Here is a 13244-nt window from a genome sequence, read left to right as displayed (position 1 = left end):
CATGGCAAAAAAAACGAGAACAAAGCATTCTAAAAAAAAATTAGGTCAAGCGCCTGGAAGTGCAATATACACCGGAGAACGCACTAAAGAAAAACTGTTTATTGAAGCCTTCGATTACAATACAACCCACTGTATTGTTAAGGAGCTGAATTCGGTTGAAGAGAGTTATAACTTCAAAAACTCCGATTCGGTGACATGGGTAAACCTCAACGGATTAAACCATGTGAATGCCATTGAATCTTTAGGAAATCATTTTAATTTACACCCTTTAGTGGTTGAGGATATTGTTAGTATTTCCCAGCGCCCTAAACTCGACGACTATGGTGAATACCTTTTTGTGGTGTTGAAAATGCTATATTATAAAGATGATGATGAAGAAAACATCATTTCGGAACAAGTGAGTTTTGTGTTAGGGAAAAACTACGTACTCACATTCCAAGAATCGGAAGGTGATGTTTTTGATGCCGTTAGAGCACGCATAAAAGCAGGCCGCGGAAGAGCCAGATCATTGGGTTCTGATTATTTATTATACATTTTAATTGATGCTATTGTAGACCATTACTTCAGCGTCATAGAATTATTAGGTGATAAAGTGGAAGACTTTGAAAATGCTATTTTTTCAGGAAATGTTGACGATCAAACTAGTAAAAAAATTCGAGATTTAAAACATGAAATTCTTCGAATGCGCCGCTCTATTTTTCCACTTCGAGAAATCCTTATCAAAATTGATAAAAATGAAAATCCGCTTATCGAGAAAAAAACGGTTACTTTTTTTAGAGATATCTACGACCATTTAATTCAAGTTTCCGAGAGTATAGACATTTATAGAGAAATGGCTTCCAGTTTAATGGATATGTATATGACCGCCATTAGCAACAAAATGAACGAAGTCATGAAAGTACTAACCATCATGGCCTCCATTTTTATTCCACTAACCTTTATTGCTGGTATTTACGGCATGAACTTCGAATATATGCCGGAATTAAATTATAAATATGGCTATGTTGTAGTTTGGGGTGTCATGATTGCCATGTTTTTAGGCATGTTATATTACTTTAAGCGTAAGAAGTGGTTGTAATATTGATTATTGTTTATTGATTATTGATTATTAATCTCTGCGGATTTCTAACAACGAGCTTGATGAATGGGCTATGAATATTGAAAGTTAGAAAGTAATAATTAATAGTGAAGAATGAAGAATTTAATTTGGAGGTAGAAGTAAATTATAAGACACTCTGTTAGCTATTTTATATAGCATAGTTGTACCAAAAAAATCAACCCAAAACTATCCGAATAATCCCATTAGCTAACGGCTGAATTTCAAAGACATATTTAGATCAAAATTTATCGTTAGTCAAGAAAAACACAGAAAATGACAAATCCGTTAAAAAAGGAAATTGATGACTTTTTGAATAAAATAGCTTTGTATGAATCCTTACATTATCAGACCAAAGTCCATTTGTCCAATACGATAAAACAAATTGAGAAAAAGAATGAATCAAATTCAGGTATTGAGCCTTTCATAGGAACTAAGTTGATTATTGGTGATTTAACAGGAAAAAGTGCTAACGGCTGGAAATTAAACTATCCTACTGAGTTTCAAATAGAAATTAAAGGTCAAGAAGAGATGATAAAAAGCATAGATACTTTAATTTCTCAAAATGGAATGACTTTTTTAGCAAATTGTTACGAAATATTGGAAAGTTTTTTATTCAATATAATTGGAGAATTCCTTAACGTATACCCTACATACCAAAAACATTTAAAAGTTAAAAAAGAACTCTTAACTGATCAAAAAGAATTTCTACGAAAATATTACAGATCAAAGAATAATACAGCGTTATTAAAACTATTACGCGAAATTAGTCCTAACTATAAAGAATCTGAGAATCTAAATAATACTGATATAAATTTGAATGATTGGTATTATGTAATTACAAATGTTAGACATTCAATTGTACATTCACTTCACTTATTAGATACAAAAAAGCTAAATTTTAGTAAAAATCAAATGTTCATTTATAAGACATTCTTTTCACACGAGGAAATTCAGGGTTCTTGGAAATTAATAATGACATATGAAGAAACAAAAAAACAAATAAATTTAATCGCAGAATTTGGGTTTATGATTTTCAAATCTTTATCTAATGAACAAAACGAAGACTGGAAAATCTTACACAATTTAAAATAAAAACCTTGGACAACACGGATATAATTTATTACTAGTTCTAGTCTACTCACAAAAATCCTTTCGGATTTTTTAATCGGTTTTTATTTAGTAAATTAGCTCATTAAATACGTTAGTCTTCATTAAGCATAACCCTTAAAAACAAAACATATGAGTAGTTTAAAAGACCTTAAATCTGAAATTGAAAAATATGCAAAGGACTCAAACCTCACTGAATTACAAGTTATTGAGAAACTAGAAAAACACTACTTTAATAAAAAAGTAAACGATAATTTAAAGTTGTATAAAAAAGGGCAGAAAAAAGTAAGTGACATCACCAAAGACTTAAAAATCTCGCCTAGAAAGTTTTACGGCATTTTGAAAACCAAAAACATTGAACATAAGAAATATAATAAAGAGTAATTTTATTATATTACGTTGATTTTTAGCTCACTTGATGAGACAATCCGAAAATGGAGCTAAAAACCTAAACCCAAATTGATTTCACAGTTACTCACGTAATAGGAATGGAAATAAACTACAGCAACCTATGAAAAATATCTTCGTTTATTATCTAACTATTTTAATACCTTTTACATTCATAATCTGGTTAATTAAATCCAGCTCAATAAATTCAACATATTTAGTAGGATTATTATTTGTTTACTTATTTATTTTCAGAACTTATGTGGACGGTAAAAGACTGTCAGATAAAAATATAATTCCCAAAAAAGATATTTGGAAAATGATAATTCCTGGAAAACGCTTCGAATATTTTAAAGAGCTTTATTTGAAATAATTTGCAATTGCGTATAAGTTGAATGAAAATCGAAATGCCAACAAGGACTTTAATTCTTCTTTGAAACTTTGCAGCTTTACAACTCTCCCAACCCGAACCGTTAAAGAAACACTAAAACCTTTTAACGCAGCATCAACTTTGGTATATTTGATTTTTTAGCGAATAACCAAAATGAACAAAAAACGCCTTTCTTTTGCAATAGCTTTACTAACGCTATTAATTACCTACGCACAGAAACCTATAAAAAGCTCATCTTCTGAAATTTACGAATCCGTACAAAAACTCAACTTTTTAGGTTCTGTTTTATATGTTGCAGCGCATCCAGATGACGAAAACACGCGACTAATCGCATACATGTCTAATCACTTAAAAGCACGAACTGCTTACCTCTCTTTAACTCGTGGTGATGGCGGTCAGAATTTAATAGGATCCGATATAAGAGAATTACTAGGTGTTTTAAGAACTCAGGAATTGCTTGCTGCCAGACGTGTTGATGGCGGTGAACAACTATTTACAAGAGCCAACGATTTTGGCTACTCCAAACATCCTGATGAAACTTTTGAAATTTGGGATAAGGACATGGTTTTAAGCGATGTCGTTTTGGCTATTAGAACATTTCAACCCGATATCATTATCAACCGTTTTGACCATAGAAGCCCTGGTACTACCCATGGTCACCACACAGGATCGGCCATGCTAAGCGTTGAAGCCTTTGAGTTAGCTAACGATAAAACGGCTTTCCCAGAACAATTAGATAGAACCACCGCTTGGCAACCTAAACGCTTATTTTTTAATACGAGCCATTGGTTTTATGGGGGACAAGATAAATTCGATGCGGCCGATAAAAGTGATATGATTAGTTTCGACATAGGTACTTTTTACCCGCTTAAAGGCATGTCTAACAACGAAGTGGCTGCCATTGCTAGGAGTCAGCATTTATGTCAAGGATTTGGTAATTTAACCCAGCGAGGCACTCAAAAAGAATATGTAGAATTTCTTAAAGGTGATCCATTAAAAGATAATGACAACATTTTTGAAGGCATTGATACCACATGGAACCGCATTAAAGGCGGACAAGCCATTGGCGAGATTTTGTACGCTGTAGAAAAAGATTTCAATTTTAAAAACCCTTCAGAACATATTCCGCAATTGGTTAAAACCTATCAACTGCTTCAAAAAGTAGATAATGAACATTGGAAAAATCAAAAATCTAAAGAGCTCATTCATATAATAGAAATGTGTGCTGGTTTGTATTTAGAAGCTTCGGCAGAAACCAATTGGGCCACGCCTAGCGAAGCTGTAAAAATTAACATCGAAGTGCTTAACCGAAGTGACATACCGATGCGTTTACTCAGTTTTGAAACTTCAGAAAAACTTAATGTTTCAAAAAACATCGACTTAAAGAATAACATAAAATACAACTTTGAAGAAGTTTTAAATATTAAAGAAAATCAGCAACCAACAACACCATACTGGCTCAACAAAAAGGGAAGCCTTGGTATGTATCACGTGGATAACAAAGATTTAATTGGCCTTCCAGAAACCCCTAGAGCTTACGAGGTAAAGTTTAATTTACTCATCAATAATGTGCCTGTAAGTATTTCAAAAGAAGTGGTTCAGCGTTACTCCGAACCCGATAAAGGCGAATTGTATCGTCCGTTTGAAATCATCCCAGAAGCTTCAGCTAGTATTACAGAAAAAGTCATCATTTTTAATTCCGATAGCAAAAGAAATATCCAAGTCATTGTAAAAGCCGGACATGACAATTTGAAAGGCTCTGTTGAAATTGAACATCCAGAAGGTTGGCAAGTATTTCCTAAATCACAACCCGTATCTATTATTCATAAAGGCGAAGAGCAAAGCTTTAATTTCACGATAACACCGCCTAAAAATGGCAATGAAGGCTATATTAGCCCTGTGGTTTTCGTTGGAAATCAGGCCTACAACAAAGAGCTTATAGAAATTGATTATAGCCACATTCCTAAACAAACCGTTATATTACCTAATGAAACAAAAGTTGTGCGTTTGGATATTCAGAAAAAAGGAAAACATATCGCTTACATACAAGGTGCCGGTGATGTGGTTCCTGAGAGTCTCGAACAAATTGGATACGAGGTTCAGTTTTTAACACCTGCTGAAATTTCCGCAGAAAGCTTAAGTCATTTTGATGCTGTTGTTGTTGGAATTCGTGCTTACAATACTTTAGATGACTTACAGTTTAAACAGCAAACGCTTTTTGATTTTGTAGCTCAAGGCGGAAATATGATTGTACAGTACAATACGAGTCACCGTTTAAAGGTAGACAACATCGCACCTTATAAATTAACTTTATCCAGAGACCGTGTTACCGATGAAAATGCTAAAGTTCGCTTTTTAAGTCCGAAACACCCCGTTTTAAATTACCCTAATAAAATCACTCAAAAAGATTTTGAAGGCTGGACGCAAGAACGCGGATTATATTTTCCGAATGGCTGGGGCAAGGAATTCACCCCTATTTTAGAAATCCACGATAAAAAGGAATCCGATAAAAAAGGAAGCTTACTTGTCGCGAAATATGGTAAAGGCTACTATATTTACACAGGACTCAGCTTTTTTAGAGAATTTCCATCAGGTGTTTCTGGAGCCTATCGTTTGTTCGCAAATATGCTTTCATTAGGCAAAGAAGACCTTAATCAAACCGAAAAATAAACCAACTTATGAATAACGAAGAACCACCAAAACAAACTTGGCTAGCCTTATATTCTGTTGTTTTAATAGTCAATGTACTATATTTCATTGCGTTTTACTTCATCACAAAATCCTTTTAAAATATGCAAACTTTAAGTTGGATTGACTGGACCGTACTATGCTCTACCCTGATAGCTATTGTCGCTTACGGAACTTGGCAAACAAGAGGCAGTAAAAACGTAACAGATTATCTTCGTGGCGGGAATACCTCTAAATGGTGGACCATTGGTTTATCGGTTATGGCAACACAAGCCAGTGCGATTACCTTTTTATCGACACCAGGACAAGCTTTTAATGACGGCATGGGATTCGTACAATTCTATTTTGGCTTACCTATTGCCATGGTGGTTATTTGCATGGTTTTTATTCCGCTATATCATCGATTAAAAGTTTATACAGCCTATGAGTTTTTAGAAAATCGATTCGATTTAAAAACCAGAACCTTAGCAGCTATTCTATTTTTAATTCAGCGAGGGTTGGCTGCCGGCATCACCATTTTTGCTCCTGCCATAATTTTATCGGTTGTTTTAGGCTGGGATTTACTCACCCTAAACATCATCATTGGCTTATTGGTTATCGTTTATACCGTTTCTGGGGGAACCAGAGCTGTTAACGTTACTCAAAAACACCAAATGGTCGTTATTTTTATTGGTATGTTAGTGGCTTTTTTCTTGATCGTAGATAAACTTCCGCAAGACATCACTTTTACAAAAGCTTTAGAAATCGCTGGAGCTAGTGGTAAAATGGAGGTGCTTGATTTTTCATTCGATCTGAATAACCGTTATACCTTTTGGAGCGGTATTATAGGTGGTACCTTTTTAATGCTCTCTTATTTTGGAACCGACCAAAGTCAGGTACAACGCTACCTCTCAGGTAAATCGGTAAAAGAAATGCAACTGGGACTCATTTTTAACGGTATTTTAAAAATACCGATGCAGTTTTTTATCCTTCTTGTTGGGGTTATGGTTTTTGTGTTTTATCAATTTAACAACTCCCCTATTAACTTCAACCCTACAGCAACCGAATTGGTTTTAAATTCGGAATATGCTGACGACTACAAAACACTTCAAAAGGAACAAACTCAAGTGTTTGATGATAAACAAAAAATTATACAATCGTTTATCACAACTCAAGACGAAACGGCATCAAAATACATATCAATAGCAAATGAAGCTGAAGAAGATATTAGAAATGAGGCTAAAGTTTTAATTGATAAGGCCTCACAAAGTCAAGGTGTTAAAGTTGAAAGCAACGATAAAGATTATGTCTTTATACATTTTATTTTGAACAATTTACCACGGGGATTAATTGGTTTGTTATTGGCTGTAATTTTAAGTGCTGCCATGTCTAGTACGGCCAGCGAATTAAACGCTTTAGGCTCAACAACAACCATGGATTTATACAAACGTAATACAAGCGAAAAATCTGAAGAAGCTATGGTTAAAGCCTCAAAATGGTTCACCTTTGGTTGGGGATTAATCGCCATTGGTATTGCCTGTGTGGCGAACCTAGCTGAAAACCTTATTCAACTAGTTAACATTATTGGTTCTATATTTTATGGTAATGTATTGGGGATATTCTTACTAGCCTTTTTCTTCAAGTTTGTTAAAGGTAATGCGGTTTTTATAGGAGCCTTAATCACCCAAATAATAGTAATCGCTTTGTTTTTACTTAATCAATATGAATACATTAACCTGCCTTTTTTATGGTTAAATTTTGTAGGGTGCCTAATCGTTATTACCTTGGCATGTATCCTTCAATCCGTATTACCAAATGACAAAGCAACCAGATCAGAAAATAATTAACTGGGGCATTATTGGCCTTGGAAAAATCGCTAATAAATTTGCCACAGACCTACAAACTGTGCCGGGGGCAAAATTGTATGCTGTAGCCTCTAGAAGTATTGAAAAAGCAAAAGATTTCGCTGAAAAGTACGATGCAACTAAAACATACGATAGCTATGAGCAATTAGCAAAAGACGACAATATCGATGCGGTTTATATCGCAACACCACATGCTTTGCACAAAGAAAACACCTTACTATGTTTAGAGCATGGTATAGCCGTACTCTGTGAAAAGCCATTCGCCATGAATGCGGAGGAAGTCGAAACCATGATTACTATAGCCCAATCTAAAAACGTGCTTTTAATGGAAGCACTTTGGACCTACTTCTTGCCGCACTACCAATTTGTTTTAGATGCGGTAAAAAACAACACTTATGGCAAGTTGCTTAAACTTGAAGCTGATTTCGGGTTTTATAGAGATTTTGATAATAGTTCGAGACTCTTCAATAAATCCTTAGGTGGTGGTAGTTTATTAGACATAGGCATCTACCCTATTTTCGCCGCTTTATCGACTTTAGGACTTCCCCATAAGATTGAAGCTGAAGCCACATATTTTAAAAACGGCGCGGACGCTTCTTGTGATATGACTTTTAAATATGAAGACGGTGCTATTGCAGAATTAAAAAGTTCCTTGGTTGAAGATTTAAAAACGGAAGCTATTTTTAACTTTGAAAAGGCTACACTGAAGTTAAACACCATGTTTCATCAACCTTCAACAATTACATTATACACAGAAAAGGAGGAAAAGACCTTAGATTTTGATTACAAAACCATAGGCTACAATTACGAAACCATCCACTTTAACAATTTACTGCGTCAAGGAAAAACTGAAAGTGATGTTATGACGTTCGCATTTAGCAAACAACTGATAAGCACTCTGGATAAGATAAGAGCACTTATAAATTTGGAGTACTAGTACAAAGTATTTGTTGTAGCAATTTAGTTTTTATTGAAACAGAAAAATGGCTGTCTTAAAAACTTAGGACAGCCATTTTTTAATAATCTTTATTCAAAGTATGGTTTGAAACTACTCGCCCAACCACTCTTTTAAAGAATCCTCATTCATTTTAACATAATCATCATTACCTGCAATTTTAGCTAATTCTAATGATTTTCTCGCTGCTGCAATGGCTCCTTTTGAATCGCCAGCTTTAGCATGAATTAAAGATTGTTTTCTTAAATAGTAAAAAAGCGGTTTTTCTTTAGTCATGTCTACCGCTTTGTCAATCCATTCCATAGCTTGTTTTGGATTTTTACTTTCTTGTAAGTAATATGAAGCAGCTGCATAATAATCACTTGCTTTAGGTGAACCACTCATCACATCATTAATACTTGCTAAAACAGCATCATCAGTTGGTACTGTAAAAGGAATAGCGATGTATGTTTTTTCCCAAATAAGTTCAAGATTAGCCCCTCCATTAGTGATACTATTGATATCTAATGTAAACGTTTCTACATTAAAAGGCACTTCGTGAGCTTTTACAGAAGTTACAGCCACTACTTTAGATTCATCCCATTTTTTAGGAGTACCCCAGTTTTCGGTATCTGCATAAAAATACACTTTCCAAAGACTTTCTCCTGGCTCTGTAAAGATCGCATAAGAACCTGCTTTAATTTTATAATTTGAGATCGTTGCGTCTGTACTGAAAGTAATAATGGTATTTTTATTAGCACCTGTACGCCAAACTTTACCATATGGCACCAAATCACCAAAGATTTTACGGTCTTTTACGCCTGGGCGTGAGTATTCAAGAGTTACATCGGTTAACCCAACTTTTTGTTCAAGTTTTGCTGCAGGGCTTGATTGCGGTGTGTTTACCTGAGCATTAACAGTATACACTGTAGCACAAGCCATAAAAAGTAATAGTAATTTTTTCATTTAGATTGTTTTTTTTGAATTTTTCAATAGCTATAAAATTAAGTATCGAAAATTCGATTATTGTTAACAAAAACATAAAAATAGACTATTTACACGCTTTACACCTACAAAAACCTCTATAATTTGCAATCCTGCTTGATGTTAAGTCTAAATGTATCACAAGTTTCAAAATTTGGAAATTGGGCTATATAAATTAAAAAAAACGAAAAAACAAGTACTTTTGTTCTCAGAGTATTAAAATTTTTATAATTATTTGAGATAAAAATCGAAAATTTCATATATTTCATTATATTGGCAAATTGTGATGATAAACTACTCGTCACGTCCCTTAAAATTGATTAAAGATTAAATACACCGTATGGAGATAATTGACCGAGCTTTAGAATTCGAGCAACGTAAACACACGTTTAAAACGACTAGTGAGCGCATTGAATCCTCAAGAGAAGTAAAAGACCTAATATTAAGTTTAAACACCATTTATAAAGAAGAAAAAGATCCTGAAATTATGGATCTTATGAAACGTTTGACGGCGATTAAACAAAAAATTGAAAAAAGGTTAAAAGGTAGACCTTAACAAAAATTACACCCTTGCTAATTTTTTATTATGCAAGGGTTTTTTATGACCTGTTTTAACGTATTCATCCTTCACGCCCCTCAACCTACTTCATAAATCCATTTTATAGTTCATTTACAAACCTTGTATGATGGACAAAAAAAAGACTTGCTTTAAATTAATAAAACAAGTCTAAATTCTGTATAAATATTTTGGGTGTATTTTTTATTCTACACGTTCTATTTTAGCTCCAATAGCACGTAAACGTTCGTCGATATTTTCATATCCGCGATCTATCTGTTCTATGTTTTGAATAGACGATGTGCCTTTCGCTGAAAGTGCTGCTATTAACAATGAAACTCCCGCCCGAATATCTGGCGACGTCATTGTTGTTGCTTTTAAAGTCGATTTAAAATCATGACCAATAACCGTAGCTCTATGCGGATCACAAAGTATAATTTTTGCCCCCATGTCTATGAGTTTATCCACGAAAAACAAGCGGCTTTCAAACATTTTTTGATGAATTAAAACACTACCTCTAGCTTGGGTAGCAACAACCAATATGATGCTTAATAAATCTGGAGTAAATCCAGGCCATGGGGCATCAGAAATACTTAAAATCGAACCATCGATAAAACTTTGTATTTCATAACCGTTGGTATGAGCAGGGATATAAATATCATCACCACGCTTTTCAACAGTAATTCCTAATTTTCTAAACGTTTCTGGAATTAACCCTAAATCATTCCAAGATACATTGGTAATAGTAAGTTCACTTTTAGTCATCGCTGCTAAACCAATCCAACTTCCAATTTCAATCATATCAGGAAGCATGGTATGCTCGGTTCCGCCAAGACTTTCAACACCTTCAATCTCCAACAGGTTAGAACCAACACCACTAATTTTAGCCCCCATTCTATTCAACATCTTACAAAGTTGCTGTAAATAAGGTTCGCAAGCGGCATTGTATATGGTTGTTTTTCCTTCAGCTAATACAGCTGCCATCAATATATTGGCAGTTCCAGTAACCGAAGCCTCTTCAAGAAGCATAAATCTTCCCTTTAATTTTTCGGCTTCAACACCATAAAACTGTTCTTCTTTACTATATCTAAACTTCGCGCCTAAATTAATAAGTCCTTCGAAGTGCGTATCTAAACGACGACGACCAATTTTATCACCACCAGGCTTAGGAATGTAACCTTTGCCAAAACGGGCTAATAACGGACCAACGATCATGATAGAACCACGTAAACCACGGCCGTCAATTTTAAATTGATCGGATTCTAAATATTTTAAATTGACCTCATCGGCTTGAAAAGTATAAGAGCCCTTGCCTAGTTTATTAACTTTAACACCGAGGTGTTCTAGCAACGCCATTAACTTGTTAACATCAATAATATTTGGAATATTATGAATTGTAACTACTTCAGGTGTTAATAAAACAGCACATAAAATCTGTAAAGCTTCGTTTTTAGCACCTTGAGGTTGTATGCTTCCCTTTAATTGGTGACCGCCTTCAATTTTAAATGTTCCCATGGAATTTAATAGCGTTTTCTTTGTCGGTTATTAGAATTATTCTTCTTATGATGGGTTTTCTTGGTGTTATTACTTGTAAACTTCGTTTTAGAACGCATCAAACTATTAGCATCTGACAAATCTTCTTCCGAGTTTTTCAAATTAATTTTCCCACCAGAAAGTTCATATAAATGATCGTAAATCACAGTATCCTCAACCGTATCTTTGTTCCAGTTTAAAAAACACTTTTTCATATGATTTGCAATCGTATAAATTAAAGCCTCTTTTAAATCTCCGTCTTCCCAAGTATTAGCCACGTCAATCATGGTTTTAATATTATTTCCATAAAAACGGTATTTAGGGAAATTTTGCGGGTATCTTAACGGTTCAGGACGCTCTTCGTAGATTTCCTTTGTTGGAATAGGGTAAGGTGAATCGGCATCTAATTCAAAATTAGACATGATAAACATTTGATCCCAAAGCTTATGTTGAAAATCTGGAACATCTCTTAAATGCGGTTGCATATTTCCCATGACCGCAATAATACCTTTTGCGACTTTATTACGTTCTTCTTTGGATTCTAGGGATTTGGCGTAATTAATCATTTTCTGCATATGCCTTCCGTACTCCGGAATGATTAAATGTTCACGCTCTGTGTTATATTCTAAATTATCAATCAAAATAAATGTGTAGAGTTTTATTGTATTGCATGAAGTGTTTCTGCATGCGCAAAGTACAAAAAAAAACTAAAGACTTATAACGCCTTCAACATTTTCTGCAACTTCTTTGTACTTGGCAATAACAGCTTCAGGGTCTTTCATACTAACATTAATTGAAACACTCGTATATTTCCCATTTTTGGACTCTTTTGTATCAATTACTGCTCCCAAATTATCAAAAATATTTTCTATTTGAAGTATTTTTTCAGGAGTTGAAAGGACTATAAATTTATATAGATATTCCGATGGCCATTGTGCTGTATCGTATAATTGTTCTTTTAATTTTTTATAAAATTCTTCTGAATTAGGAGCTGGGTTCATAGGCTTTTTTTCTTATACAAATATACAATATCATCTATTCTTATCGCTATGATTTTCTTGATGAATTCTTCAATAAAACCAAAAAGATAAGGAGAAGTTGGCTAATAAAAATAGCTAAGGTGCATTTCAATTTTTTTTATAGCCGCTAAATTCCGATTTTTACAACAAATATCGCCGATTTGAACACGAAAAAAATTCTAATAACGGGAGGTCCTGGCACAGGAAAATCAACATTAATTAATGAATTGATTAAAAGAGGATTTCCTTGTATGGAAGAAATTTCTCGTCAGGTTATTATTGAAGCCCAAAAAAAGGGCATCGATCAGCTATTTTTAAGCAATCCGCTCATGTTTAGTGATATGCTGCTTAAAGGCAGGCTTCAGCAATATAAAGACGCTGAAATCCAAAAGGATAAAACTATTTTTTTCGATCGCGGTGTTCATGATGTCTTGGCTTATATGGATTTTATAGGAGACCGTTATCCCATCGCATTTAAAAATGCTTGCGAAAACATAAAATATGACCTTGTTTTTATTTTAAAACCTTGGGCTACCATTTATACGAGTGACAGCGAACGCTATGAAACTTTTGAACAAGCCGAAAGCATTCATAAACATATTGTAAACACTTATAAATCTTATCACTACAATTTAATTGATGTACCTTTCGATACCGTAGAAAATCGCACGGATTTCATCTTAAAATCCATAAATCTCTAAT

12 protein-coding genes are annotated in these 13244 nt (G+C 34.1%); 8 read left to right on the top strand and 4 right to left on the bottom strand.

Annotation, left to right across the window (positions count from 1 at the left end):
- Position 1 precedes the first annotated feature (1 nt).
- The 6 genes from corA (at position 2) to A6I66_RS08135 (ending at position 8453) form a co-directional block, all read left to right on the top strand.
- A complete protein-coding gene (corA, locus tag A6I66_RS08160) occupies positions 2–1078 on the top strand; it encodes a magnesium/cobalt transporter CorA (protein ID WP_067147567.1) in 1077 nt (358 codons plus the stop codon).
- A gap of 294 nt (positions 1079–1372) precedes the next feature.
- A complete protein-coding gene (locus A6I66_RS08155) occupies positions 1373–2191 on the top strand; it encodes a hypothetical protein (protein WP_067147564.1) in 819 nt (272 codons plus the stop codon).
- A 147-nt stretch (positions 2192–2338) separates the two neighbouring features.
- Positions 2339–2590, top strand: coding sequence for a hypothetical protein (locus A6I66_RS08150; protein WP_067147561.1), 252 nt, complete (start codon positions 2339–2341; stop codon positions 2588–2590).
- Positions 2591–3137: 547 nt separating this feature from the next.
- Positions 3138–5654 (top strand): PIG-L family deacetylase, encoded by a 2517-nt coding sequence (locus A6I66_RS08145; protein ID WP_067147558.1) that lies wholly within the window; start codon positions 3138–3140, stop codon positions 5652–5654.
- Between the two features lie 122 nt (positions 5655–5776).
- Positions 5777–7498 carry a sodium:solute symporter gene (locus A6I66_RS08140; RefSeq protein ID WP_067147555.1) on the top strand — a complete coding sequence of 574 codons (1722 nt, stop codon included), beginning with the start codon at positions 5777–5779 and terminating at the stop codon, positions 7496–7498.
- Complete coding sequence (locus A6I66_RS08135; RefSeq protein WP_067147552.1) at positions 7467–8453, top strand: Gfo/Idh/MocA family protein; 987 nt, start codon at positions 7467–7469, stop codon at positions 8451–8453. Before A6I66_RS08140 ends, A6I66_RS08135 begins: the two co-directional genes overlap by 32 nt.
- Positions 8454–8564: 111 nt before the next feature.
- On the opposite strand, the gene A6I66_RS08130 is transcribed toward A6I66_RS08135, so the two are convergent.
- Positions 8565–9416, bottom strand: a complete 852-nt coding sequence (locus tag A6I66_RS08130; RefSeq protein ID WP_067147549.1) for a DUF2911 domain-containing protein — start codon at positions 9414–9416, stop codon at positions 8565–8567.
- Between the two features lie 358 nt (positions 9417–9774).
- Between A6I66_RS08130 and A6I66_RS08125 the strand changes: the two genes are divergently transcribed.
- Entirely contained in the window at positions 9775–9990 is a 216-nt protein-coding gene (locus A6I66_RS08125; protein WP_067147546.1) for a hypothetical protein, read from the top strand.
- Between the two features lie 204 nt (positions 9991–10194).
- On the opposite strand, the gene murA is transcribed toward A6I66_RS08125, so the two are convergent.
- From murA to A6I66_RS08110, 3 genes are all read right to left on the bottom strand, one after another.
- Positions 10195–11505 carry a UDP-N-acetylglucosamine 1-carboxyvinyltransferase gene (murA, locus tag A6I66_RS08120; protein ID WP_067147543.1) on the bottom strand — a complete coding sequence of 437 codons (1311 nt, stop codon included), beginning with the start codon at positions 11503–11505 and terminating at the stop codon, positions 10195–10197.
- Positions 11506–11510: 5 nt separating this feature from the next.
- A complete protein-coding gene (locus A6I66_RS08115) occupies positions 11511–12164 on the bottom strand; it encodes a DUF4290 domain-containing protein (RefSeq protein WP_067147540.1) in 654 nt (217 codons plus the stop codon).
- A 66-nt stretch (positions 12165–12230) separates the two neighbouring features.
- Positions 12231–12524, bottom strand: a complete 294-nt coding sequence (locus A6I66_RS08110) for a DUF493 family protein (protein WP_067147537.1) — start codon at positions 12522–12524, stop codon at positions 12231–12233.
- Between the two features lie 179 nt (positions 12525–12703).
- Here A6I66_RS08110 and A6I66_RS08105 point away from each other — a divergent pair, with 179 nt between their 5' ends.
- Complete coding sequence (locus A6I66_RS08105) at positions 12704–13243, top strand: AAA family ATPase (protein ID WP_067147534.1); 540 nt, start codon at positions 12704–12706, stop codon at positions 13241–13243.
- Position 13244 lies beyond the last annotated feature (1 nt).

Origin of the sequence: Pseudotamlana agarivorans (assembly GCF_001642835.1) — a bacterium.
Taxonomy (GTDB): Bacteria; Bacteroidota; Bacteroidia; order Flavobacteriales; family Flavobacteriaceae; genus Pseudotamlana; species Pseudotamlana agarivorans.
This window is presented reverse-complemented; position numbering and strand designations above follow the sequence as displayed.

Coding starts and splice junctions, on each gene's coding strand:
- A6I66_RS08125 (WP_067147546.1), top strand. CDS start 9,775: ATGGAGATAATTGACCGAGCTTTAGAATTCGAGCAACGTAAACACACG.
- A6I66_RS08150 (WP_067147561.1), top strand. CDS start 2,339: ATGAGTAGTTTAAAAGACCTTAAATCTGAAATTGAAAAATATGCAAAG.
- A6I66_RS08145 (WP_067147558.1), top strand. CDS start 3,138: ATGAACAAAAAACGCCTTTCTTTTGCAATAGCTTTACTAACGCTATTA.
- murA (WP_067147543.1), bottom strand. CDS start 11,505: ATGGGAACATTTAAAATTGAAGGCGGTCACCAATTAAAGGGAAGCATA.
- A6I66_RS08135 (WP_067147552.1), top strand. CDS start 7,467: ATGACAAAGCAACCAGATCAGAAAATAATTAACTGGGGCATTATTGGC.
- corA (WP_067147567.1), top strand. CDS start 2: ATGGCAAAAAAAACGAGAACAAAGCATTCTAAAAAAAAATTAGGTCAA.
- A6I66_RS08110 (WP_067147537.1), bottom strand. CDS start 12,524: ATGAACCCAGCTCCTAATTCAGAAGAATTTTATAAAAAATTAAAAGAA.
- A6I66_RS08130 (WP_067147549.1), bottom strand. CDS start 9,416: ATGAAAAAATTACTATTACTTTTTATGGCTTGTGCTACAGTGTATACT.
- A6I66_RS08155 (WP_067147564.1), top strand. CDS start 1,373: ATGACAAATCCGTTAAAAAAGGAAATTGATGACTTTTTGAATAAAATA.
- A6I66_RS08140 (WP_067147555.1), top strand. CDS start 5,777: ATGCAAACTTTAAGTTGGATTGACTGGACCGTACTATGCTCTACCCTG.